Origin of the sequence: Labedaea rhizosphaerae, from assembly GCF_004362825.1 — a bacterium.
GTDB lineage: Bacteria > Actinomycetota > Actinomycetes > Mycobacteriales > Pseudonocardiaceae > Labedaea > Labedaea rhizosphaerae.
On record NZ_SNXZ01000002.1, the window covers coordinates 622,879 to 645,889 of the forward strand.

At 66.2% G+C, this 23,011-nt stretch carries 23 protein-coding genes; 16 read left to right on the forward strand and 7 right to left on the reverse strand.

Features of this window, described 5'->3' with window-relative positions; translation table 11 throughout:
- Positions 1–247: 247 nt before the first annotated feature.
- A complete protein-coding gene (locus EV186_RS12070) occupies positions 248–1,639 on the forward strand; it encodes an MFS transporter (RefSeq protein ID WP_341815044.1) in 1,392 nt (463 codons plus the stop codon).
- A gap of 556 nt (positions 1,640–2,195) precedes the next feature.
- On the forward strand, positions 2,196–3,560 hold the full coding sequence (locus tag EV186_RS12075; RefSeq protein WP_133849322.1) for a GGDEF domain-containing protein: 1,365 nt from the start codon (positions 2,196–2,198) through the stop codon (positions 3,558–3,560).
- 142 nt (positions 3,561–3,702) lie between these two features.
- Here EV186_RS12075 and EV186_RS12080 read toward each other — a convergent pair whose 3' ends face one another.
- Together EV186_RS12080 and EV186_RS12085 are read right to left on the reverse strand one after the other, a co-directional pair.
- Positions 3,703–3,909 (reverse strand): DUF397 domain-containing protein, encoded by a 207-nt coding sequence (locus EV186_RS12080; protein WP_133849323.1) that lies wholly within the window; start codon positions 3,907–3,909, stop codon positions 3,703–3,705.
- Positions 3,910–3,913: 4 nt separating this feature from the next.
- Positions 3,914–4,789, reverse strand: a complete 876-nt coding sequence (locus EV186_RS12085) for a helix-turn-helix domain-containing protein (RefSeq protein ID WP_166659142.1) — start codon at positions 4,787–4,789, stop codon at positions 3,914–3,916.
- 510 nt (positions 4,790–5,299) lie between these two features.
- On the opposite strand from EV186_RS12085, the gene EV186_RS12090 reads away from it, so the two are divergent.
- The 9 genes from EV186_RS12090 to EV186_RS12125 all read left to right on the forward strand — a co-directional run bounded on the left by EV186_RS12090 (position 5,300) and on the right by EV186_RS12125 (position 10,504).
- Positions 5,300–5,536, forward strand: coding sequence for a hypothetical protein (locus tag EV186_RS12090; protein WP_133849325.1), 237 nt, complete (start codon positions 5,300–5,302; stop codon positions 5,534–5,536).
- Positions 5,536–5,910, forward strand: a complete 375-nt coding sequence (locus EV186_RS12095) for a hypothetical protein (RefSeq protein WP_133849326.1) — start codon at positions 5,536–5,538, stop codon at positions 5,908–5,910. Before EV186_RS12090 ends, EV186_RS12095 begins: the two co-directional genes overlap by 1 nt.
- On the forward strand, positions 5,907–6,155 hold the full coding sequence (locus EV186_RS12100) for a hypothetical protein (RefSeq protein ID WP_133849327.1): 249 nt from the start codon (positions 5,907–5,909) through the stop codon (positions 6,153–6,155). Before EV186_RS12095 ends, EV186_RS12100 begins: the two co-directional genes overlap by 4 nt.
- A gap of 250 nt (positions 6,156–6,405) precedes the next feature.
- Positions 6,406–7,194, forward strand: coding sequence for an SAM-dependent methyltransferase (locus EV186_RS12105; RefSeq protein WP_133849328.1), 789 nt, complete (start codon positions 6,406–6,408; stop codon positions 7,192–7,194).
- A gap of 167 nt (positions 7,195–7,361) precedes the next feature.
- Positions 7,362–7,601, forward strand: coding sequence for a hypothetical protein (locus EV186_RS12110; protein ID WP_133849329.1), 240 nt, complete (start codon positions 7,362–7,364; stop codon positions 7,599–7,601).
- A 21-nt stretch (positions 7,602–7,622) separates the two neighbouring features.
- A complete protein-coding gene (locus EV186_RS38865; RefSeq protein ID WP_166659090.1) occupies positions 7,623–8,381 on the forward strand; it encodes a hypothetical protein in 759 nt (252 codons plus the stop codon).
- Positions 8,382–8,383: 2 nt separating this feature from the next.
- Positions 8,384–8,602 (forward strand): helix-turn-helix domain-containing protein, encoded by a 219-nt coding sequence (locus tag EV186_RS12115; RefSeq protein WP_208115574.1) that lies wholly within the window; start codon positions 8,384–8,386, stop codon positions 8,600–8,602.
- A gap of 457 nt (positions 8,603–9,059) precedes the next feature.
- On the forward strand, positions 9,060–9,842 hold the full coding sequence (locus EV186_RS12120) for an alpha/beta hydrolase (protein ID WP_133849331.1): 783 nt from the start codon (positions 9,060–9,062) through the stop codon (positions 9,840–9,842).
- Positions 9,839–10,504, forward strand: a complete 666-nt coding sequence (locus EV186_RS12125; RefSeq protein ID WP_133849332.1) for an LbetaH domain-containing protein — start codon at positions 9,839–9,841, stop codon at positions 10,502–10,504. Before EV186_RS12120 ends, EV186_RS12125 begins: the two co-directional genes overlap by 4 nt.
- A gap of 16 nt (positions 10,505–10,520) precedes the next feature.
- Here EV186_RS12125 and EV186_RS12130 read toward each other — a convergent pair whose 3' ends face one another.
- Both EV186_RS12130 and EV186_RS12135 read right to left on the reverse strand, forming a co-directional pair.
- Entirely contained in the window at positions 10,521–11,225 is a 705-nt protein-coding gene (locus EV186_RS12130; RefSeq protein WP_279538299.1) for a glycosyltransferase family 25 protein, read from the reverse strand.
- A 13-nt stretch (positions 11,226–11,238) separates the two neighbouring features.
- Positions 11,239–12,495, reverse strand: coding sequence for a hypothetical protein (locus EV186_RS12135; protein WP_208115575.1), 1,257 nt, complete (start codon positions 12,493–12,495; stop codon positions 11,239–11,241).
- A gap of 733 nt (positions 12,496–13,228) precedes the next feature.
- On the opposite strand from EV186_RS12135, the gene fxlM reads away from it, so the two are divergent.
- The 5 genes from fxlM to EV186_RS12160 are packed head-to-tail and all read left to right on the forward strand — an operon-like array spanning position 13,229 to position 20,402.
- On the forward strand, positions 13,229–14,428 hold the full coding sequence (gene fxlM, locus EV186_RS12140; RefSeq protein WP_133849334.1) for a methyltransferase, FxLD system: 1,200 nt from the start codon (positions 13,229–13,231) through the stop codon (positions 14,426–14,428).
- Between the two features lie 51 nt (positions 14,429–14,479).
- Positions 14,480–14,680 (forward strand): FxLD family lanthipeptide, encoded by a 201-nt coding sequence (locus EV186_RS12145; RefSeq protein WP_133849335.1) that lies wholly within the window; start codon positions 14,480–14,482, stop codon positions 14,678–14,680.
- Between the two features lie 45 nt (positions 14,681–14,725).
- The gene (locus tag EV186_RS12150) at positions 14,726–18,049 is read left to right on the forward strand and encodes a lantibiotic dehydratase (RefSeq protein ID WP_133849336.1); all 3,324 of its coding nucleotides are present in this window, start codon (positions 14,726–14,728) and stop codon (positions 18,047–18,049) included.
- Entirely contained in the window at positions 18,046–19,389 is a 1,344-nt protein-coding gene (locus EV186_RS12155) for a lanthionine synthetase C family protein (protein ID WP_243753987.1), read from the forward strand. The genes EV186_RS12150 and EV186_RS12155 overlap by 4 nt, the downstream gene beginning before the upstream one ends.
- Positions 19,371–20,402 carry a thiopeptide-type bacteriocin biosynthesis protein gene (locus tag EV186_RS12160; protein ID WP_133849337.1) on the forward strand — a complete coding sequence of 344 codons (1,032 nt, stop codon included), beginning with the start codon at positions 19,371–19,373 and terminating at the stop codon, positions 20,400–20,402. Before EV186_RS12155 ends, EV186_RS12160 begins: the two co-directional genes overlap by 19 nt.
- 457 nt (positions 20,403–20,859) lie before the next feature.
- On the opposite strand, the gene EV186_RS12165 is transcribed toward EV186_RS12160, so the two are convergent.
- From EV186_RS12165 to EV186_RS12175, 3 genes are all read right to left on the reverse strand, one after another.
- Positions 20,860–21,297 (reverse strand): hypothetical protein, encoded by a 438-nt coding sequence (locus tag EV186_RS12165; protein ID WP_133849338.1) that lies wholly within the window; start codon positions 21,295–21,297, stop codon positions 20,860–20,862.
- A gap of 497 nt (positions 21,298–21,794) precedes the next feature.
- Complete coding sequence (locus EV186_RS12170; protein WP_133849339.1) at positions 21,795–22,097, reverse strand: hypothetical protein; 303 nt, start codon at positions 22,095–22,097, stop codon at positions 21,795–21,797.
- Positions 22,098–22,355: 258 nt separating this feature from the next.
- Complete coding sequence (locus EV186_RS12175) at positions 22,356–22,976, reverse strand: RHS repeat-associated core domain-containing protein (protein ID WP_133850208.1); 621 nt, start codon at positions 22,974–22,976, stop codon at positions 22,356–22,358.
- Between the last annotated feature and the right edge of the window lie 35 nt (positions 22,977–23,011).

Below are 23,011 nucleotides of genomic sequence, written 5' to 3' on the forward strand. Positions count from 1 at the left end.
GTCGATCCACCCTCTCTGGTCGATTGCTGTTCGCGATCGCCGGGCAGAGCGTGTCGGCCTTTCGGGTGAAACCAGCGGATCGATTGCCAGACAACGGCTTCGTCCCGCGATTAATCGACCAAACGAGATTCGTCGCGCGCCATCACCGAATCTGCGTTTCACCTGGGCGCTCCCAACGCGGCGCGTCAGCAACGTCAGTCGGAAGGCCGGATGCGGCGCTCCTCCAAGATCAAATAGGGGCAGGTTGGTGTCGTTGACGATTCACGAGCCACCGAGTAGGACCGATAAGAGGTTGCGATCGAAGGTCCGGGGGGACGGATTGGTTGGGGGCAATGTGTATCGCAGGCGGGATAAGTGGCGCACATATGAGCCGTCCACACCCACGAGGGACACCACACCCGGCGTCTCGACGGTCGGCGGCGTCTCCCTGCAGTCGGCACAATTTCGCGCGTTGTGGGTCGCTGAGCTGACATCGGTACTCGGAGACCAGCTCGCCAAGGTCGTCATCGCGTTGCTCGTTTACGCGCACACCGGCTCGGCCGCGGCTTCTGGCGTCGCCTACGGCCTCACGTTTCTGCCGCCGTTGGTGACCGTTCGCCTCTCCGGGCTTGCCGACCGGTATCCGCGTCGCGACATGCTGGTCGTCTGCTATGTCGGACAAGCCTGCGTTGTCGCGGTGATGGCCATCCCAGGAATGCCCGTGCCTGTCCTCGTGGTCGCGGCGATGGTGGTCGCGGGCGTGCAGAGCTTGGGCAAGGCGGCGCAGGGAGCGTTGATCACGAATCTCGTAGGGGCCGAGCAGAACACGTCGGCTCGCGCGAAGCTGCTGATGTACCGCGAGATCGGGCAGCTCGGCGGTCTCGTCGGTGCGGCCGCGGTCGTCGTCGTGATCGGCACGACCCCCGCGCTGGTCCTCGACGTTCTGTCCTTTGCCGCCGCGGCCGGGTTGGTGGGATTCCTTGTGCCCCGTGCGCCCAAGCCGGTTCCGAGCGGCAACCCGGGTCAACGACCTGGTCTCCGCGCGGTGATCACGGACGCTCGGAACGACCGCGTGCTGAGGACGCTGTGGATGGTCCTGGCCCTGATCGGGTTGACCGTCGCGCTGCGGGCCGTCGTAGTGCCCTACGTCGACAGCATCGGAGCGCCGACCTGGTGCATCGGGATCCTGTTCGCCGCGGATTCGGCCGGCTACGTCGCGGGCAGTTGGTGGGTAGGACGCCTGGGCAAGCAAGCAGGTCAGCGACGACAGACGCAACAGAGGTTGTTGTTGCCCTTGGCGATGGCGAGCCTCGCGCCCCTGGTCATATTCGCGATGCCCCTACCGTGGTGGACAGCAGCGATCTTGCTCGCTGTGTCCGGCGCTGGACAAGCCTATCTTCCGATCGCTCTCGGTGAGATCACCGCGCGGACGCCGGACGGACACCAAGGCCTGGTCAACGGCGTGCAGAACATGGTCGTGCGCGTCAGCCAGGGCATCGCGGCCATCATCGTCGGCTTGCTCGCCCAGGTGCTGACCGCCGCGATGGCGGTCGCCCTAGCCGGACTGTGCGGTGTCGTCGCGGTCGCCGCGCTCACTCCGCCTGCACGGGGCACCTCGTTCTCGCCGAGGCAAACTCGAGGGGAGGTGGGAATCAGCTGACCGCAGACCTTGATCACCGTCAGGTTTCGCGGTCACGCAATGGGTGCTGAGCCATGGGTGCACCTCCTTCGTATGGCCTGGGCTTCCGCGTTCGCGCGCGTGCCGGTTGCAGCGACACGACGGGCGACAAAGCGAAGCGATTGATCGACAAAGGTGGGGTCAGCGAACGCCCGATCACCGATCAGGTCTCCCGGTCAGCCACGGAGGTTCCTCCCTTCGCAGTGATCAACTAACAACTCATGTCGGGACGAAACCGTCGAGGCGGCCGCAGGGTGGGCGGCCGCTCCGCCATCGACGAGCGGCACTCAGCCGCGGCCACGACCTGTCCACGCGCGTTCCTACCGGCTGCGCGCTGACGAGAAAGGGGGTTCCGGTGCCGCACGAACTCGGACACGCCGCAGCACCTCCCCACCTGCTCCAGCACGGTCAACCCCGACCGCAAACCGTCAGCCGGCAAGTCGCGTCACGCCGCGTGCTCAACCGGAGCCGGTCCGCGTTCTCCAGTCTGACACACACTGTCACCGATTGGTGGCGATCCGCGAGTCACGCCGCGCAGGTGGTGACCCATGCGCGCTCCTGGCGGCTGTGGACCTGGAGCCGGCCGGCCATCGCCTTCCTGCTGGTCGACGAGCTCCTTGTCGCGGCGTGGCTCGTCGCCAGCGCGACGACGTCGACCATCACCGGTCACGACCTCGTGCTGCTGGCCATCCTGCTCGCCTGCGGAATCGCGCACGTCTCGATCACCAGCGCTGACGAGGAAAGACGACGCGCCGCCCACGGCGACAGCACCCACATCGACATGACCTGCATTTGGGTGTTGCCCGCGGCAGTGCTGCTTCCGCCGGCACTGGCGGCGATCCTCGTCGTGGCCCTCCGCCTTCAGCGGCTTCGCATCGCCCGCAAGCCCCTGTTCAAGTGGCTGCACACGACCGTCGCGATGATCTGCAGCGTCTTGTGTGTGCACCTCGTCAGCAGTGCGACCCCACTCCCCCAGTGGCTGGCCGCCGGGATCCTCACGAGCCGTCACGACATGCCGGCCGTCGCAGGATGCTTGGGTGCGACCGTCATCGCCTACTACGGCGCGCAGACCGTGCTCGTCAGCGGAGTGCGTGCACTGGCCTACCGCTTTCCACGCGACAATCAGCGACCGGCCCCAGAGACACAGTCCACGTTCGTCTATGCCGTCGGAACGTGGTGGGACAACTGGCTCTTCGGGTTCGCCTTGCTGCTGGCCTTCATCGGCACCATCGCCCTGACCGTCGCGCCCGAACTGGCGGTCCTGCTCCTGCCCATCGGCGTATTCGTACAGCTGCTGGTCCAGCGGTGGGAAGAATCCCGCACCGACACCCGCACCCGAGCCCTCACCGATGTGGGATTCCGGGTGCCGGCACAACGGATACTTCAACGCAGCACCTTCGCCAGAAAACCCGTCAGCCTGGCGATGATCGACATCGATCGGTTCAAGGCCATCAACGACACCCACGGCCACCCGGCCGGCAATGAGGTGCTCAGCGCTGTCGCCGCCTTGATCGACTCGACCGTGCGCGACAGCCATGACCTCTTCTGCCGCTGGGGCGGCGAAGAGTTCGTCGTCCTGATGCGCGACACGGACCTGCCCGCGGCGCTCCAGGCAGCCGAGCGGATGCGCACCACCGTCGCGGGCGAGGACATCATGATCACCGACCGGAAGACCGGCGACGAGATCCGTCTCGGTGGGTCCGACCGCAAAAGACCCAGCTGCACCGTCTCGATCGGTGTCGCCACCGCGCCCGAGCACGGCACCACCCTCGACGAACTCGTCCAGCACGCCGACCAGGCCCTGTACCGAGCCAAGAACGCCGGCCGCAACCGGGTCGAAGCCGCACCAACACCCGTCGAACCGCCTACACACCAAGCTCTGGACGAGGCTCAGTCAGCCTGAGCAAGACAGGGTCCGGAGCCTGCACGCGCTCGGGGTCGAGCATTCGAACAACCAGTTACGGTGCTATCCGAGCCGCTTTCGCCATACATGCGACCGAGGCTGGGCTCCGCTTGAAGCCCAGCCTCGTTGATCGGTTTGGCGATCAGGACAAGTCGAGATCGCCTTGTTTGGCAGCAGCACGGAAGGCCGTCCATGCATCTGCGCCGAGCACGAGCGCGCCCGCGGACTGGTTCTTCGAGTCCCGCACGGCCGCTGCCTCAGGCAAGACTGCGATCTCAACACATGCTCCGCCGCCGTTGCTACGACTGCTTTTGCGCCACATGGCGCCGGTAAGGTCTGTCGTGCGCATCGACCTACTCCTTCAGCTTCCAGGCCCTCTTGATCTCCGCGATCCGCCGAGCCGATTCGTCCGGGCTGAGCGCTCGTTCGCGCAAGCGCTCAAAGTTGAGCGTATATGCGGCGACCTGATCCTCTTCCTCGATGTAGGCGCCGTCTGTTAGGCCGTCCACATAAGCTGCCATCGCTACATCCTGCTCGACATACACCAGGTGGTACGCGGTACCGAAGCCCGGGAAGGCACCAAGGTTGGCGGGAAGAACTTGAATCGTGATGTTGGCCTTCTCGCTGCAAGTGGCAAGGTGATCGAGCTGGTCGGCCATGATCAAGGGCCCGCCGATCGGAAGAGTCAGAGCAGTTTCAAGCATGATCGCGTGTAGCCGTAGCGGATCTGCCTGATCGTCCAGCCGTGCTCGTCGCTGGCGTCGCAGTCGACGACGTTCGTCGAGCACCTTCTGATCGAGGTCCGGCTCCCAGGCCCGCAGCAGCTCCTCGGAGTAGCGATCGGTCTGCAGCAATCCGGTGACCAGCACCATCTCGACCGTTCGAACCTCAACGGCTTCTGATTCGTCTTCGATGAAGTCCTTGAGGTCGCCGCGAAGGCTGCCGGGTCCGTACGTTCCCCATTCGTCTCGGCTTTGAGTCGCCGAGACCGCCAAGCGCACAGTCCTGTCCCGCTCGGCTTCGTCCACGCCAAGGACCGTCGCGAGAGCGATGATCTCAGCCGGGCCGGCATGGACAGCGGCAGTCTCGAGACGACTGAGCTTCGAGTCCGACCAACCGAGTTGCTTCCCGGTCTCGTCGAGCTTTTGGCCAGCATTGTTGCGCCAGCGACGCAGCGCCCGAGCGACGCGCCGTTGCCGCACGTTCGGCGGCTGCTGGCTTGGTGGCACTTCGACCTCCGTTGACCTGGGCGGTAGTCCGCCGTGACGCCTGCACCTTATCGACTCGCAACCTCATCCTCAGCAGTGGCCGGGAAGTTTCGTGAGTGAGCACTTGCGCTGGTGCAAACTTGCACCCATTATAGGTGCAGAGGTTGCAGAGGAGAGTCAGATGATCGCGGAACGTCCATGGGGCGGTAGGAGCGAGAGAAGCCGCTACCTGGCGCTCGCTCGCGTCGACCTGCCGTTCTCGCCCTCCTCCCCAGACCGTCCGGCGAGCGTCCGCGTTGCCCCAGGGCGCTCGCCGGACTTCCACCTGACCGGCCCGTGCCGGTCGCACGCGGTGGGTGTGGATTCGCGTCCACGCCGGAGGTGCGCCGAACCATCGCGTGATTCCCGGGGCCGGCGGCACGCATCGGCGACACGCCCGCCAACCGCCGGTCCTGCGCGGCCCGTGCGATCTGCCATCTCCGCGATCCTGGATCGCGCGGGCCGCCCCACCTCCACGCGGGCGGTGGCGTCGTGATCGCCGCGCTCCTGGGTGTGCTGATGTGGCTGCCGGTCATCGTGTTCGGGCTGTTCTTCGTCGTTCCGTTCCTGCTCGACGCGGTTCCGCCTGCCATGCCGAGGCCGCCCAGTCGCAGTCCCATACAGCTGGCTGAGATCGCTCATCGCCGCACCGCTCGCCGACGGCACCACACGCCGGTTCGTCGTCCGCCGAGCGTTGGAGCGCGTGAGCTCGAGGGAAGGAGCAAGTGATGTTCCACCGCAGACCGGCCAACTCGATGCTGCGCTGTGTGGCGCGCCGCCCACGCAGGCAGCACGACCGCGGCCAGCGAGTTGCCGCGTTCCGCCGGGCACTGACCGAATGGGGCTGGCGTGCCGACCTCGGCCACGGCCGATTGGCGTGCCGCGACCATCACGATCGACGTGCAGTGTTGCTGGTGTTGCCCGCTGAGGGCGGCGCCGTGCTGATTCCGTCACGTCCTGGCCCGCTGTACCTGCCCGCCCTGACCACTGGCGCTTTGCGCGGCGTGTTGCAGACCGCCGTTCTGGCCCCTGACCCGTCTGTGCCCGCGACCGAGCGCGCCGCGATGACCCGACGGACGGCCTGGTTCAAGGCGGCCGCGTGATGATCTCGATCAACATCTGGTGGCTCATCGGCGGTGCCCTGGTCCTGCTCACCGCTGCTGTGTTTGCCGGTTTGCGGTGGAGCGGTCGACCGACGCGCGGCAAGCACTCGTTCTACGGCGACGAAGTCTCGGTCCGCGCTCTCACCTCGTCGCCCCCTTCGACCTTCGGTGGGCGGACGTGCGGCCGATGGCCCAAGACGGACCGGGACGAGGTTCTCGCCAGCCTGAGGAGGGACAGGTCGTGACCAAGGCAGCCGCAGTGAGCCGCCACTGCACGATGCCGAGCACCTGGCTGCCTGGCCTGCTCGACCCGGGCGAGGAGCACGTGCTGCAGACCTGCGACGGCGTGCCACGCCAGTGTCCAGCGCCTGGCGGTCCAGTGCCGGTAGCGGTGTGCCGTGCATGGCTCACGGCCGATCCCAGCGCGCGGCGATCGGGGGCCCGACGGTGCCGACGCTGTCGTGAACTCGTCGGCCAGCCGAAGGACACAGGATCGTGAACCGCTGGATACCTGCTGATATGGACCTGGAGTCGGCGTGCACGGCACGAATCGATGACTACGTCGCCGGCGGCACCTCGAACCTGGCGGTTGACCGTGCGGCCGCTGAACGGCTGCTGACAGCGCTACCCGAGTATCCGGGATTCGTCGTCGACAGTAGGCGATACGCCCTGTGGGCTGTGGACGCCATGCTCAGTGCCGGAATCGACCAGTTCATCGACATCGGCGCCGGCATCGACGCCGTTGGGGTCGTGGACAAGTTGGCCAGCTGGCCCGAGTCGGCCGCGCGCATCGCCTACGTGGAAACAGATCCGATGTGCGTGGCGCAGCTTGAATCGCGCGTGCACAAGGACGAACGCGTCGCGGTCTTCCCCATTGACCTGTTCGCTCCGTCTTGGGTGACGGATCCAGAGGGCGTGTGGCGCCTGCTGGCCGCGGACCGTCCAGTCGGTCTTCTGATGGCCTCGATCGCGCACTACGAGTTGTCCGACGACGTCTTGGCTTCCGCGCTGACCGACATCTACGACAAGGTCGCCGCGGGCAGCATGCTGGCCATCACTCATCTCTCGGGCGGCCAAGACCCCATCGCAGCAACTCGGCTGGAACAAGCGCACACCCAGGCCGGATTCCCCGTCCGCGCACGTAACCGCAAGGAACTGGCAGCCCTGGTGCGACCCTGGACTCCAGCGCCTTGGGCACCGAACGCCCTACCTGGAGCCCTCCGGCTGGGCATCGGCCTCCTTGCACGCAAGGCAGCGCCACCATCGTCCTCGGCCAGCTCGTAGAGACGGCCTGACGGCGGGCAGAAGCCACATCACCTTTAGCTCGTCGCACCGACCCGCGTCCGTAGCACTGTCCACAGTGGAGCGCCAATGAGGAGCATTCTCATGAACACCAACATGATCATCGGACCTTGTCGACGCTTGAAGCGCCGGTTGGAGGTGGCGTACGCATGACCACTCCGTCCGCAGGCGCCTACATCAAAGTTCCGGCCGGCTGCGAGATCACCTACCGCTTCGACGTCGACGGCGACATCGAGATCCTGCTCGGTTCGGTACACGACGGCTTCGAATTGCTCTTCGAGCCCGCCGCGCTGGCCCGGTTCACGGCCGTGGCTGAACAAGCCTTGAAGGCAAACGTTGACCACGGTTGCGAACAGACGTCCACGTTCACGCCAGCGGTGGTGGTGTAGGTGGCGGGAGTTGCAGGCATCATGAGCACCTCGACCGTCGCGGACCTGGTGATGCTCCGACCACAGGTTCCTGACGAGCAGGTGACCACACGCACTAGGCCTGGCATGCCGGAGAAGGGCGTGTCGGTGTTCCGCGGTCCACACGGCCCTGTGCCCTACGTCGCGATGTGGAGCGCCGAAGAAGTTCAGCAGGGGCCCCTTGTCGAGACTCGACAGGGCATCGCCTACGCCGACGAGTCCTCAGTCGACCGCGACCATTACGGCTTGCTGTGGTCGCGCGTGACGTCTCGCCAAGGAGTCGGAGAACCCCGGTATCGGCAGATGCACCCTCTGCGCCAGCGCAGGGCCATGAACCGCCTGCTGTGCCAGGTATGTGCCGGACCGGCCGACCACAACGACGACGGCACGCTGTGGCTGGTTCCCGATCAACCGCCGCTGTGGCCTGGCTGGCCCGAACGGTCGCAGACGACCCAACCGCCGCTCTGCATGCGCTGTGCTCGGATAGCTGTGAAAGCGTGCCCATCCCTGAAACCTGGCTACATCGCCATCCGAGCACACTCGTTCGTCAGCGGCGCTTGGGGTGGGTTGTACCGCACTGGATGGCCACAGCGGCCGCCTATCCTGACGGAAGCCTGCACACTCAATCTCGGCAATCCTAGTCTTCGATGGCTGCAGGCCGACCAACTCGCGCGGGAGCTGGTGGGATGCAAACTCGCCGACCTCGACCGGCCGGCCGCCACGTCGCCGTCCCAGGCGAGTTGCCCCGTACAGGGCGCGTAACGATGCCAAAGACCAACGGAACCTTGATCCGCCAACGACGCCAGGAGCGGGGCCTCACCGCAGACGAACTGGCCGCTCGAGTCGGGTACAGCAACGCCGGCTCGATGCGCAACATCGAGAACCGCAACGACCCGGCCGCCATGACCAAGCTGTACCGCATCGCCCGCGAGCTGGGCATCGCAGTCGACGAACTCCTCGCGGCCGACGAGAAGTCGTCATGACGGGTACAGACGGATCAGCCACCGGGCGGCATCGGCTTGGAGACCACGGTGTGTCTTCGTCCATCCGGCGGCACGAAGCACTGATCGTTGCGGTCCGCGTCCACGTGCCGGGACCACGCAGTGGCTCGTGCTTACGCTGCGGGTTGTTGTGGCCGTGCGCTGACTTGTTCATGGCGCTCGGGAGCACGACAGCCAACGACACCGAGCGGGATCGGTCACCGGAACCGCCGGTCCACGTGGCCACGCCGATTCCACCGCCAGCCAGGCCGACGGAAGTGAAGCACGATCTGGACGTTCTCCGTCGAGTTGCGCGCGGCCTGTCGGCTCTTGACTAGGACGTCCTGATGCGTGAACGCGCAACTGATCGGCTGATTGTGATCCGGGACCAAGCGATCGGCTGCATGCTAGGGCACACTTCCATCACTAGACCGTGGAGCGTCGCTAGGAGCGGGCAGGCATGTTTCAGGCTGAGCTGGTGTCGGCTGACGGGATTACTTTGGAGGCTGCGGTCCATGCCGCTCGTGGCGGTGTTGGCCGGCGAACGGTAATCCAAGTACACGGCATCAACGCCGACATGACCGAAGGCGGCATGTTCGTTCGCCTGGCAGACCGGTTGGCCGACAACGATTGCGATGTGCTTCGGTTCTCGTTCCGTGGTCATGGCAACAGCGGCGGGACATCCCGTGGGGCAACCATCGCCGGCGAGATGCTCGATCTTGAGGCGGCTGTGGCGTTTGCGACAGCGCGGTTCTCCGGCGTCCTTTCCCTTGTGGCGTCGAGCTTCGGCGCTGTGTCGGCTTGCCTCGCTCTGCCGTGGCTTGCCGGTCAGCTCGAGAAACTCGTGCTGTGGAACCCGGTCTTGGACTTGGCCAGGACGTTCGTCCGGCCGGAACTCCCGTGGGGTAAGGATAACTTCGGACCTGCACAGCAGAAGTCCTTGTGGGCCGACGGGTTTTTGACGATCGATGATGAATTCGAGATCGGCCGGGTGCTGTTCGCCGAGTTCGATCACTATCGCCCGTTGGACAGGCTGATGGCGAGTCCGGTTGAAACGCTGATAGTGCACGGTGACCGGGACAGCGCGGTGTCCTACGACATTGCGCGAGCTGCAGCTGACGAGAAGCCGGGCACGGTCTTTCACACGGTCGCTGGTTCCGATCACGGGTTCGACACGCGGGAACGAGAGGACGAGGCAGTTGGCGTGACCGTGCAGTGGATCGCCAGTGAGGATCCACGATGAACGTCAGGTCTCTGTACGCGGCAGTGCGCGTTGACGACAGCGCAGTCGTTGGTGAGCATTGTGTGCTCGGGTATCCCAAGGAGGACAGGATCCGTGGTGAGCAACTCAAACCCGGATCCGTGTTGGTCGGTGAACCGGTGGCGATCGGTGCCCGCTGTGTGATCGGCAACCACGTAGTGATCCACGAGGGGGTGCGCGTGAGCAACGACTGCGTGATCGACGACCGAGTGCGCGTTGGCTACAACAGCAGCATCGGCGATCGTACCCGCATCGCTTACGGGGCCTACCTTTGTGATCGGGTGAGCATTGGCGAGGACGCCTGCGTCGCCGGGTTCGTGTGTGACGGCACCCGCATCGGTGACCGCTCCACGGTGATGGGCGAGCTGGTGCACGAGTATTCCCAGCCGCACAAGGGATGGTGGGAGGTCGACGAGGAGCCGCCCGTAATCGATGTGGACTCCGTGGTGGGATACGGCGCCCGAGTGGTGGGTGCTGTCCGGATCGGCCCGCGCAGCTATGTCGCCGCGGGTGCGGTGGTGACCAAGGACGTCCCGCCGGAGCATGTGGCCACTGGAGTGAACGTGCATACGCCGGCCGATCGGTGGACTGGCCGGAAACTGCAGGACCTTCTGCGTCACTGGATGTCCGCCCGAGGCCGGTAGCCGCCGATCGGCCGGGTCACGACTCGACGAAGTCGGAGTCTTCGGTGTCGCTGCCTGCTTCGTCCTTGGGTCGTTGGCCGACCAGAGGAGGGTCGAAAGCCGCCGCGGCAAGACATTTCGGGAACCGGGCCCGAAAGTCGGCGCGTGGATGGTCGATGTAGAGGGCGGGTAGGACCTCGTCGACCGGCGCGAGCGCGCTGGCGGGGTCGGTGGCGAGGATGCGGTCGAGTCCTCGGCGAGTGAGCAGGTACCCAAATGTGCAATGGCTGTAGGCCGGCACGACGAACCCCGTGACCAGCTGCCGTTCACGTTCGGGCTGCAGTGGCACGCGACCGAGATACAGCAGGTCGAAATCCTGGTGTCGTGCGACGAGGTCGATGCCCACGAGCAAGTCGTCGAGGAAGGTTGAAGGCAGGACGGCGTCGTCTTCGAGGATGACGGTGAACCACTCTTGCCCGTTGTGGACGGAGTCCTGCCAGCAGGCGAGGTGCGCGAGGGTGCAGCCGATCTCGCCGTATTTCAGTGGCCGGTTCCACCAGGGGTTAGACGAGTCGATCTGCCACGGGAACAGCTTGTAGCCGCGGGCGCCGAGGTCCGCGGCCGTGAGCTCGCGTCCGTCGAACGGGCCCCGCCAGTCGCAGGTGTAGGTCACCGGGAGGTCGGCGGGCAACGAGCGAGCGATCCATGCCCGTCGATCTGGCCGTCTGGGCAGGTTGACCACATACGTGCGGAGATCAGCCCGGCTGAACAAGATGCTGGTGTCCTGCTCGGGCAGAAACGTAGGTGTAGCGCTCGGAGTTGTCGATCACCGTGGTGAACGGGTCGGTGTGTTTGCGGCTGAGCAGGATCAGCGGGTCGGTGGCCGAAAGATCGGCGATATCGGTGATGCCGCCGACACGGCGAGCTTCGACGGCGAGCACGAAGTCCGCATCACCGACCTCGCGGACGATGCGGTGCGCGCTGCGGGATCCGCGTTCGTCGTCGAGCAGACATCGGGCTGCGCCAAGGACGCCCAGGGTCAGGCAGCCACCTAGCAGGAACACCCGTGTGCCTTGCGCCAGGGTGAGGCGCGTGAGGACGGCGATGTCTTCGAGCAGCTCTCCGCGAGCGGTCCATCGAGGCCCCAGGATGGGGCGCTTGAGCTGCGGTACGACCAAGGGGTCGTCCTCTCCGGCCGAGTGCGGTTCGAAGTGGAACGGCAGCTGGGGTAGGAACTCGCGGTACTTCGCGTTCCACGGTGGCCCGCCGACGACTACGAGGATGTCTGCCTGCGTGTCGTAGTACTCCGACGGGGCGAAGTCCCGAACTGTCGCGGTCGGGGCAAGCTGAGCGAATCGTGTCCGGACATAGATGAGGGTGTCGAGGTCAGCGAACTTGGCATAGCGTAGGTAGTTGCGGTCGCCTGGCGATGCGTATTCGGGGCATTCCTCCGCAGGTATTTCCGAGCACACGATGTCGACCCTCGATCGAGGTGACAATCCCCAGAACGATCGGAGGTCCTCAGGTCCGGACTCGCGAGGCGCTACGTCGTCGGGATGAGGTTGCGTCGCCGATGGGCGGGCTGCCGTGGTGGGTCCGTTCCCGGTCTCGAGCGTGAGAAGCACGTAGGCCAGGGAGTCCAGGGCACGGTTGGCGTTGCGGCTGATGGTTTTGGCAGCGCACTTCTGCAGCTGCGCCAGGGATTCCTGCCGCTGGGTCAGGGTGGCGTACCTGTGGTCGCTGGTTAGGTTGAGGTCGACCTCGACCCGTGTGCGGTCGTCGTCGTTGAGCTGAGCGATGGCCTGCTGGATGCGCCTCACGATCGTGTGCGCTTCGGACGCGGCGCCGTGCCCGTCCGACCCATCGTCGATCAGGAGAGAGCGAAGTCCAGGCGGCAAGCCCCGCACCGCGCGCATCGGCCGGCCGAGTGCGGGACCCTGTCGTAGACGTTTGAGCCAGGCCGTGACCTCGTCTACGGAGGGTGACTGGTTGGACACCACGCTGTCCAGCATATGTCCACCGGATAGTCGGCTGTCCGGCAACTGGGGTGGTAGATGGCCTGGCGGCCGAGGCTCCGACCGCCGAAGCTGATGATGGTCACTGTCGACGTGTCGACCACTGACGGTGGCCACCCACATGCCGGTCCGCGATGACGTTGTCGACGTTGCCCGGCTGGCGTGACCGTTTCGGGAAGCCGGGGAGGACATGCAGACACCATCCGTTGGACAGCGGTCGGCGACCGACCGGCGTGGCTGGTGGCGCTCCTCACCGTCCTTGGATCACCGGCCGTCCCTGGTTCGCCATGGCTGATCCCGTGTCCGCCGACATGCCGAGAGCCGCGCGCGGGATCGAGGCGGTGCTCGTCGAGTTGCTGGAACGTCGCACCGGCCCACCGGAGCCAGTTCGGCGCCGTCACAGGAGACGATCGATCTGCTCGCCACGCTGAGTCGCCTGAAGGCGATCATTCCTGCCTTTTCCACCGCCGTGATGACCGGTATTCCTGTGGGCCGGGAAACAGTGCATCAGCTGGCAGACCTGCTCACGACGTCGGGCCAGCTCCTGCGATCGCAGGCATCAACCGGCCCTGACTCCCGTGTCATCCGAATGGCGAGATAGCCACGCGCAATTCATTCTCCGGCGGCGGCCCATACCATAGGCGACGATAAGGATTCCGTTTTGAGCTCCACTGAACAACCGGCAACGCCGGCGTCGATTGATCCTGCGAGTGAGGGACCGCGCGAGGCGATGATTCGTGCTCTGCGGGAGATGGGCGCGGTGCGCAGCGATCGGGTTGCCGAGGTGTTCCGCGCTGTCCCGCGGCATTGGTTCACGCCGGGAGCACCGCTGGACAAGGCGTACGCCCCGCGCGACGCCGTGCACATGAAGCACGACGAGCAGGGCAGGCCGATCAGCACGGTGTCCTCACCACAGCTGCAGGGCTCGATGCTCGAGCAAGCCGACATCCAGCCGGGCATGAGCGCACTGGAGATCGGGTCGGGCGGGGTGAACGCCGCGATGATGAGCTGGCTGACCGGCCCGGAGGGTCGGGTCGTCACCGTCGACATCGACCCGGACGTGACCGCGCGAGCGCGGCAACTCCTCGACGCGGCCGGCTATCAGCGGGTTCAGGTCGTGCTCGCGGACGCCGATAACGGTGTGCCGGAGCACGCGTCCTACGACCGGATCATCGTCACGGTCGGCGCGTGGGACATCCCGCCGGCGTGGGTCGAGCAGCTGGCGCCGGGCGGCCGGCTGGTGGTGCCGCTGCGGATGCGCGGGTTGACCCGATCCCTCGAACTCGTGCGTGAAGGGAATCACCTGGTCAGCCGCTCGTCGCTGATGTGCGGGTTCGTCGCGATGCAAGGCGCCGGCGCGAACGGCGGACAGATGCTGCCCATACGAGACGGCAAGGCCGAGCTTCAGTTCGACGACGGATGGCCCGGCCCCGAGCGTCCCGCCCTCGAGGGTGCGCTGGACACGTCGCGAGTCGACGCGTGGTCAGCAGTGATGGTCGGCGGCATGGAGTCCCTGGATCTTCTGCAACTGCGGCTGGCCACGACCTTTTCCGGGTTCGGCCGACTCGCCGCGGACGAGGACCAGCGGCCGGTTCTGGTCGAGCAAGGCTGCATTTTCTTCGACTCCGCCGTCGCCTTGCCTGACTCGTTCGCCTACCTCGTTGCCCGCCGCTCCGCGGGCGGATCAGAGCTCGGCGTGCACGCCTTCGGCCCCCACGCCCAGGACCTGGCAGAGGCCATGGTCGAGCAAATACAGGTATGGGACCAGCGGTATCGCGGCGGCCCAGACCCGGATTTCGCGATCTGGCCCCGGGACACCCCCGACGACGAGCTGCCGGACGGGCTGGTGATCGACAAGCGCCGTTGCCGCATCTCGATCTCCTGGCCGCCCACCACGAACCGGCCACACCCGCACAACATCCCGAAATAGCATCCCGTCCCGTCACCCGGCACACACCCACACAACGAGGGAGAAACAGCCATGACTCTGGCCGTCACACCACTGCCCAACGAGCACGCACCCGGCGAGCGCAGCGCGGTCGACGAAAACGAGTTGACGCTCGATCTGCGAGTGATCACCGACAGCCTGCCCATGGCGAAGATGGCCTGCAGCACCAGCGACAACTGCGGCGGTTCCACCTGCGGCAGCGCGTGCACCAGCCACGTCACTCAACCGCTCTGACCAGCCCGCCAGAGCAACAACGAACACTGGTCAAAGGGAGGCGACGTGGACCCGGCGGACGCAGCACGAACCTCAGCCACGGGTCCACGCCCGCCCTGGTTCCGGCACACCGGGCTGATACTCGCCCGAGCCAGCACCGTCCCACCCGGACTCGAGCTACCGAACACGCTCCACCTCGGCCTTGACGCAGACCTCGGCGCGGACGCCGACGAGACCCGCGGTGCGGTCCGGGAATGGAAAGCATGGCTGGGACGGCTGTGGAAGCGGCCCGAGGTCCGTGCCGCGCTGCGCGTGGCCAGCCCAGTGCTGGCCAGCAAGGTCGACGCGATCGTCGCCCACGACGATGCCAGCGATCAATCCAGTGACCAAAACGACGACCGATTCGACGATCGGCAGATGCGGCGTGTGGTGGTTTCGGTCTCGTCCTACCTGCGTCGCTGGCAGCGGCGGGCAACTCCGTTCGGGTTGTTTGCGGGCATCGCGCCCGTGACCGTCGGCGCGGCAGCAACCCGGTCGGCGTCGGTGCGGTTCGGCGATGCGCACCGGACGGTGGCCCGGCCCGACGCGACGTGGATGGACGGGGTCATCACCGCCTTGGAGCGCCACCCTGATCTGCTGCCACAGCTGCGAGTGGTCGCCAATGACGCCGGATACCACCGCGGCGACCGATTCGTGGTGCCCACCCGACCGGATGAACGCACACCTCAAGCGCCGGCAGCGTTGGAAGCCTCGGTCCGCTGCACCCGGCCGGTCAGCGCCGCCCTGGAGCTCGCGCACCGTCCGGTCCTTGTCGCCGATCTCATCCGGCCCCTCCAGCACCGCTTCGCGCAGGCCGGGGCCGCTGCGATAGGTCATCTGCTGGCTGAGTTGATCGAAATTGGTGTCCTGATCAGCAGCCTGCGCGCCCCGATGACGAGCGCAGACCCGCTGGACCATCTGATCCGCGAGCTCGACGCGCTCGATCTCGCCGACCTTCCTGAACTCGCCGGTCACCGCCGCCAACTCGCGACCATCGGAGAACAACTCCGCTCGCTGACATCCAGGAAACCAACCGACGAGACGACCGATGACACCGGTCATGCCGATAACACCGTGACCGCTCTGGACGCGGTCACAGCCAAGATGCGCGCCGCACACCGCGTTCCGGGGCGGGTCATCGCTGTGGACGTCGCGCTCGACGCGGAGATCACACTCCCGCGATCCGTGGTGCACGAAGCCGAGAACGCGGCCACCACGTTGTTGCGGCTCACCCCCTATCCGTTCGGTGACCCGATCTGGCGGGACTACCACGCACGATTCCTCGACCGATATGGCGTCGGCGTGGTCGTCGGTGTCCGCGACCTGGTCGCCGACTCCGGTCTCGGCTACCCCACCGGGTTCCTCGCCGCGGCGCGGCCCCGCCCCGCGTACCTGCTGACCGAACGGGACACCACCCTGCTGACCCTGATCCAGCAGGCAGCTCTCGACGGCCGCAGCGAGATCGCGCTGACCGAGCAGACGATCCGCGATCTCCGGGTGGGTGATCACGACAAGCTCGTACCACCGCGCCGAGTGGAGTTGATCTGCCAGGTCCATGCCTCGTCGCTCGACGCGGTGACACGCGGCCGGTTCCAGCTGTGGATAGTGGGCGCGCCGATGCACACCAACTCTGCCGCCGCTCGGTTCGCCCACCTGCTCACCGAGCACGACCGCCACCAGTTCGTTGCCAGCTACCTCAACGATCCCGCCGGCAAGGACACCGCGCGGGACTCTCTACCCACGCAGTTGTCCTTCGCACCGCGGCGACTCGGCAATGAGAACATCACCCGCGCACCCCAACTGCTGCCCTACGTCATGCACCTCGGTGAACACGCCGCCTACGACCGCGACGTGTCGCCCGCCACGGGATCCCAGGCCGAGACCAGGATCGGTATCGACGATGTCGGGGTCACCGCCGACGCCCGGCACCTGTTGCTGGTGCGACTCTCGACCGGACAAGAAATCCAGCCCCATATCCCGCACGCTCTCGAAGCGACCACACAAACCCCGCCGCTGGCTCGGTTCCTCGCCGAGGCGGCGTCCGCACGCTGTGGCGCCTTCGGCCCGCCCGGCTTCGGCGCCGCCCACGACCTGCCGTTCCTGCCCCGCCTTCGCCACGGCCGCATCGTGCTCGCCGCAGCCCGCTGGCTGCTCACCACCTCCGACCTACCCCCATCCGCCGAGCACAGCCTCACCACCTGGGATCACGCACTCGACGACTGGCGTGACCGCTGGCACGTCCCGACGACGGTGCTGCTCTGCGAAAGCGACCGCCGCCTGCCCCTCGACCTCACCGACCATCGCGACCGAGCCCTGTTGCGCGCGCGCCTGCACCGCAACCGCTCTGGACGGATCGAGCTGCGGGAAACCGGAGCCTCCGACAGCCACGGCTGGGCCGGCCGACCCTGCGAACTGGTCATCCCGCTCACCGCGACCCACCAGGACGCCACGCTCCGCGCCAGCACGCCCCGCGCAAGCACGCCGCTGCGTGTGGTGGCTCGGTCCGACGCTGCTCTGCCGGGACGGTCGCCGGTGCTGCGCGCGCACGTGCACGGCCATCCGCAGCGTTTCGACGACGCCCTCCATGATCTGCACGCCTTCCTGGCGGACCTGCAGAGTCCGCTTCGCCGCTGGTGGTTCTGGCGCCATCACGACCGCTCCCGTCCTGACGGCGACCAACACCTCGCCCTGTGCCTGCGGCTGCACACCGCTGCCGACTACCCGATCGTCGCGGCTCAGCTCGCGGACTGGGCGGCCCGATTGCGTGCCGTCGATCTGCTGGCCGACCTGACCCTCGCAACCCATCACGCCGCGGCCATCGCCGATCCCATCGACGAAGCACTCGAGGAGATCCGCGCCCGTGACTCGGCCGCCGCTCTGGCTCAGCTGACGTCGGCGCACCGGACCGGACTGGCGAACCAGGCGATCGCCGCCGTGTCGCTGACCGACCTCGCCGCGGCACTGGTCGCCACCCCCGACGAGGGCCTACAACTGCTGGTCGACACACTGCCTCGCGAGCACGGCCGGCTCGACGTCCAACTCAGCGCGACATCACTGGCCATGGTCACCGCCGCCGGACGACCGCACCCACCCACCGACGCGATCGCGCGAGCCTGGGACCACCGCCGCACCGCGCTCGCCGCCTATCGCGACCAGCTCCTCAGCCCGTCACGTTCCGCGAGCACGAGCACCGGGCTTTCGGCGGACATTCGGCCGGCTTTGCCGGCGCTGCTGCACGAGCATCACCTGCGTGCCGTGAGCGTCGACCCCGGCGTGGAGAAGGTCACCTTCCGCCTCGCCCGAGCTGTCGCTCAACGTCGCCTCGCACTCGGACGGCGCAACGCCCCATGACCGCCTACACCATGGCAACCTCCACACCGGACGCCACTCCCACGGCGACCGCCGTTCAGGCCGATTCCTTGGTCCACACCCTTGCTACGGCACTGGCCACTCCCCCATCGGGTCCCGCCGACACGCGCGAGCTCGCCGGGCGAGAACAGTCGCTGGACCGCGGAACGGCCGGCATCGCCCTGCTGCACGTCGAACGCGCACTAACCGGCACCGGATCATGGAGCACCGCCCACGCCTGGATACGCGCCGCGACCGCCTGCGACATCAGCGCAGCCGACGACACCGGCCTCTACCTCGGTGCGCCCGCCATCGCTTTCCTCCTGCACGCCGCCAACAGCGACAACATCGACCATGCCGGCCGCTACCACAAGGCATTGTCCACTCTGGACGCTCATGTCGAGGCCCTGGCGCACCGGCGCGTGGACGCCGCCACGGCACGCCTTGACCGCGGCGAATCGACCAGCTTCGCCGACTACGACGTGATCCGGGGACTCACCGGCATCGGGCGCCTGCTCCTCTACCGCGCACCCGCCGCTTGCATGTCCCAGGCCAACGCGCTCTCCCGGGTTCTCCGCTACCTGATCCGCCTGACCCACCCCCGCAGCGACGGACGACCAGGATGGTGGGTCGACCACCACCCCGACCCCGCACTACCGACACCGGGTGGACACGCCAACCACGGCCTCGCCCACGGCATCGCCGGCGTGCTCGCGTTCCTCGGCACAGCCCTGCGCCGCGGCGTCACCGTCGACGGCCACCACGACGCCATCGCAACCCTGGGCGCTCACCTCGACCATTGGCAACAAGACAACCCCAGCCAGACCACCCCCAACCCAGCCGGCCCACTGCGCAGGAACTGGTGGCCCACATGGATCACCCACGACGACATCCACACCGGACACCCACTCCAACCCGGACCCCCACGACCGAGCTGGTGCTACGGCACCCCCGGCATCGTCCGCGCTCTCCAGATCGCCGCCATCGCCACTGGTGACACTGCGCGCCAACGACGCGCAGAACACGTCCTCGTCGGCTGCATCAGTGACAGCCACCAGCTCGCCCACCTCTCCGACGTCGGCCTCTGCCACGGCTGGGCCGGCCTCTACCAAACCGTGTGGCGAGCCGCCCAGGACGCCACCACCTCGGACCTCCCCCACCACCTGCCGAACCTGACCACGCAACTCACCCGCCAGGCCAGCCAGTACGTCAGCCGCCCTACCACCCGGCCAGGCGACCCGACCTTCCTCACCGGAACCGCCGGTCTCGCACTCGCCCTGCACACCGCCACCCACAACACCGCTCCACGCTCCGGATGGGACGCATGTCTGCTGATCAACTGACCACCGCCGCCACCACTCCTGCCGAAGACACGACCGAGACGCTGAACGACACCGTGACCGTGATCGAGACCGCGGTGGGTCACGTCCTGACCGGCACATCGCTCGCCGTCGCTGCCACAGCCGCCGGAATCGACGCCACCTCGCTCCGCGACGCCGTAGAGGTGTACCGCCAAGCCGGCCGCCGTGCGCTCCACGAACACGCCAACCCCGGCTGGTGGCAGGTCTACCTCCGCTTCGCTGACTGGGACCAGGCCGAACACACTGCTCGGACCCATCTCCTGCCGCTGCTCAACCACGCTCGAAACCGTCACTGGATCACCGACTGGTGGTTCATCCGCAAACACCCCTGCTGGCGACTTCGCCTCCAGCCCGGCCCCGCCGCTCCAACCACAAACGCAGTCGAACAACACCTCGTCGGCGACCTCGACAAGCTCACCCATCACGGCCACATCCACAGCTGGTGGCCGGGCATCTACGAACCCGAAACAGCCGCGTTCGGCGGCGACCACGCCATGAACGCCCTCCACAGCCTGTTCAGCGCCGACAGCCACGCCATCCTTACCCACCTCGGCGACACCCACATCCCCCTTGGCCGACGCGAACTGACCCTCCTGCTCTGCAGCACCCTGATGCGCGCAGCCCGCCTCGAGTGGCACGAGCAAGGCGACGTCTGGCACCGCATCACCCAATCCCGCCCACTACCCAGCGACATCCAGCCCGGCAAAGTCACTGCGCTGGCCAACCAGATGAAATCCGTTCTCCTCGCCGACCTCACCGTCGGCGGCTCGGTGATCGACAACGATCACCCACTTGCCGCAGCCCTCGAGTGGGTCCACGCATTCCGGCATGCCGGCATCGCCCTTGGTGCGGCAGCCCTCAACGGCACCCTGCAGCGCGGAATCCGCGAAATCATGACCTATCTCGTGATATTTCACTGGAACCGACTCGGCCTCGACACCCGAACTCAAGCCATCCTCGCCGCAGCAGCACGAGCTGCCATCCTCGACACATGACCCAGCGCGCACAGTCCGGGAGTATGTCCAGGGACAAGCCGCTGATTGCCGCGTCGTAGCCTAGGTCCTACCGATTCGACCCCAGTGAATGCTCGATGCCGGCCTGGAGCCAGACTCGTGCCGACCTCCGACTCGATCCATCGAAGCTCCTCGATAACGTTCCTCGCGAGCCAACCAGCGCAAGGACTGGACTGATAAGGCCGCCCTCAAAAAGTTGATGCGGCGTTGAACGCGAGATTGGCCCAGTTTAACTCGCCCGGCGGTGAAGCGCTCGTGAAAGGTGTGCGCTAGGAGCACTCCGCCCTAGCAGCTATGCAGACGTCTGCCGTCATTGAATACGCAGCCTACGGCGAGCGCAGCGGTAGGTGACTTCGCACGGGGGATGTCATGCTCAGCGCCCGGCCGACGTTGCTGACGGCCCGCGAGGGGTGGGTCCAGCGGAAAGTGTCGGTCCGGGTCAGTACGCAGGAAATACCCGGCTGTGCACACTAAGCCTGACAGCGGACAAGCTCAAATACCTGGGAACAGACCAACTGTTGTCGTCCCATGCCACTTCGCGTATGCGTTGACCAAGCGGCGTACGCGCCACGGTGATCGTGACCCTGCCTTCCAACACCGCCCGTACCAAGGTCTCAAATTCCTGTCGATCCCGCTTGTCGTTGTCGTCGAGTTCGAATGGCTCAGGTATTTCACCAACAAAAACATCAAACCCCCTGTCGTTCATGCCATAGTCTCGCACCACGATGCTCAGAGGGCCGTCTGCGCTTGGCTTCAGCGACGAATCCTCATAGGTCGAATATCGCCGTCTCGCAATGTTCGCTCTTTTGCGATCGAGCCACGGCAACGCCAGGCGCTCCAGGGCGTCTTGCGCGAGCCACCTTGCTGGGTCGCCCATGTGTGACCACGCCGTCCTACGAAAAGGTGGTAGTGAAAGTGCACCGGCGTCCGAAGACGCGGGCGAAGACATGTGCGGCGCCACTGACCCAGTGCCACCAGTGTCCGTTGAGGTCGTAGGCGTTGGCGGGGTCGGCGGGGTGGCCGTAGGTGGTGTCGCTACCGCCGGGTTCGGGAGCCGATACTGATGAAGCGTCCACTGGTGAGATTTGTGGAGGCGCCGCCAACGAGGCCGCCGAAGTGGTTACCGCCGTGATCCTAGCGGACGGCAGACCACCCTATAAGGGCTAGCACGACTCCTACAACAAGGGGAAAGAGCGGCACGATGTCGAGCCTCGTCTTGACTCGCGCCTGTTCACAAGCTTCAGCTCCATCTTTTGCCTGAATTATCACGTTTCTCATCCGTGACTGAGTATCGTCCTCGAGCCAGTTGCTGATCAGCGCATGAGCACCGCTCACGGGCTTGACCACCTGACCGTTACGCAATTTGATCAACAATCACCCTTTCGCATCAATCGAATCTACGACTGCCCAAGGAATTTCGTACCGAACAAACCAATTGACTGCGACGAGCGTATCGTCATAGAGAATGATCCGCGGATGAGGTCCTACCAGCCACACAAGCCAGATCACCGGCAACGTGGCAGCTATAAACTGCCACTGATCGGCCATAGTTGTGGAAGTAATTGTCTTGACGAGGCCAACTACCACGCCGACAAGGGCACCAACAATCACCAGTAGTCCGAATGCCGCGCCTCCGCGCCTTCTAAGGACACGATCAGCACGCTTTATCTTCACCATGCGTGCCTACTCCGCCCGTTCCACAATGTCCCAGCCGACAGAGAGAGCCCACTGATGGCCGCGTTGTAACCTAGGTTCCTACCGGATCGACCCCAGTGAATCGGGGCTCGATGCCGAGCAGCGCCAGCCCGACGGTATCGCACGGCACCCCATCGCGGCTCCCGGACGACGTTTCTCAATCGCCAGCCCCGTGCAAGAACTCGGCCAAGCAGGCCGCCACCAAACGTCGATGCTGCATTGAACGCGAAGTTCGTCCAATTAACTCGTCCTGTAGTGACGCGCTCGTGAATAGTCTGGGCGAGCAGTAGCCCACCCCCGGCAAGCCATGCACACACCTGCAGTCATGAACACGCAGCCTACTGCGAGTGCACCGGTGGCGATCTCCCATTTGTGCTGCCACGCCCAGCGCCCAGCGTTGGATAGGCCGCGGCCTACGGCGTGTGCCGCGCTGCTGATCCAGTGCCACCAGTGTCCGTTGAGGTCGTAGGCGTTGATGGGGTCGGTCGGGTAGGCGTAGCTGGTGTCGCTGCCTCCGGGTTCGGGGTCGGTGCTGGTAAAGCGCCCGGTGGCCGGGTTGTAAAGCCGGTCGCCCATGAGGGTCAGGCCGGCGGAGAAGGTGTCGGTGGTGGAACGCTGTTTGGCGCCGAGCCAGCCGTAGCCGCGGTCCCCGCCGACCGCAGCGGTGGCGGCGGGGTCGCGGGGTGTGCCGTACTCGGTGTAGTCAGCCCAGCCGGTGATACCGGTGGCTGGGTCGGCGGCATCTTGACTGGCAGGCAGCTCGACGATGGTGGCGACTCGACTTCCGCGCCGTCGTGCACGAGCGAGGCGTAGCGCAGAGGTGCGGGCGGCCGCGGTAGTACCAGGTGCCCGGTCGGCCAGGCGCCGACGATGGCCGTCAGCGGAAACTCGCCTTG

Coding starts and splice junctions, on each gene's coding strand:
- EV186_RS12080 (WP_133849323.1), bottom strand. CDS start 3,909: ATGCGCACGACAGACCTTACCGGCGCCATGTGGCGCAAAAGCAGTCGT.
- EV186_RS12095 (WP_133849326.1), top strand. CDS start 5,536: ATGTTCCACCGCAGACCGGCCAACTCGATGCTGCGCTGTGTGGCGCGC.
- EV186_RS12110 (WP_133849329.1), top strand. CDS start 7,362: ATGACCACTCCGTCCGCAGGCGCCTACATCAAAGTTCCGGCCGGCTGC.
- EV186_RS38865 (WP_166659090.1), top strand. CDS start 7,623: ATGAGCACCTCGACCGTCGCGGACCTGGTGATGCTCCGACCACAGGTT.
- EV186_RS12115 (WP_208115574.1), top strand. CDS start 8,384: ATGCCAAAGACCAACGGAACCTTGATCCGCCAACGACGCCAGGAGCGG.
- EV186_RS12120 (WP_133849331.1), top strand. CDS start 9,060: ATGTTTCAGGCTGAGCTGGTGTCGGCTGACGGGATTACTTTGGAGGCT.
- EV186_RS12125 (WP_133849332.1), top strand. CDS start 9,839: ATGAACGTCAGGTCTCTGTACGCGGCAGTGCGCGTTGACGACAGCGCA.
- EV186_RS12135 (WP_208115575.1), bottom strand. CDS start 12,495: ATGCTGGACAGCGTGGTGTCCAACCAGTCACCCTCCGTAGACGAGGTC.
- fxlM (WP_133849334.1), top strand. CDS start 13,229: ATGATTCGTGCTCTGCGGGAGATGGGCGCGGTGCGCAGCGATCGGGTT.
- EV186_RS12145 (WP_133849335.1), top strand. CDS start 14,480: ATGACTCTGGCCGTCACACCACTGCCCAACGAGCACGCACCCGGCGAG.
- EV186_RS12155 (WP_243753987.1), top strand. CDS start 18,046: ATGACCGCCTACACCATGGCAACCTCCACACCGGACGCCACTCCCACG.
- EV186_RS12160 (WP_133849337.1), top strand. CDS start 19,371: ATGTCTGCTGATCAACTGACCACCGCCGCCACCACTCCTGCCGAAGAC.
- EV186_RS12165 (WP_133849338.1), bottom strand. CDS start 21,297: ATGGGCGACCCAGCAAGGTGGCTCGCGCAAGACGCCCTGGAGCGCCTG.
- EV186_RS12170 (WP_133849339.1), bottom strand. CDS start 22,097: ATGGTGAAGATAAAGCGTGCTGATCGTGTCCTTAGAAGGCGCGGAGGC.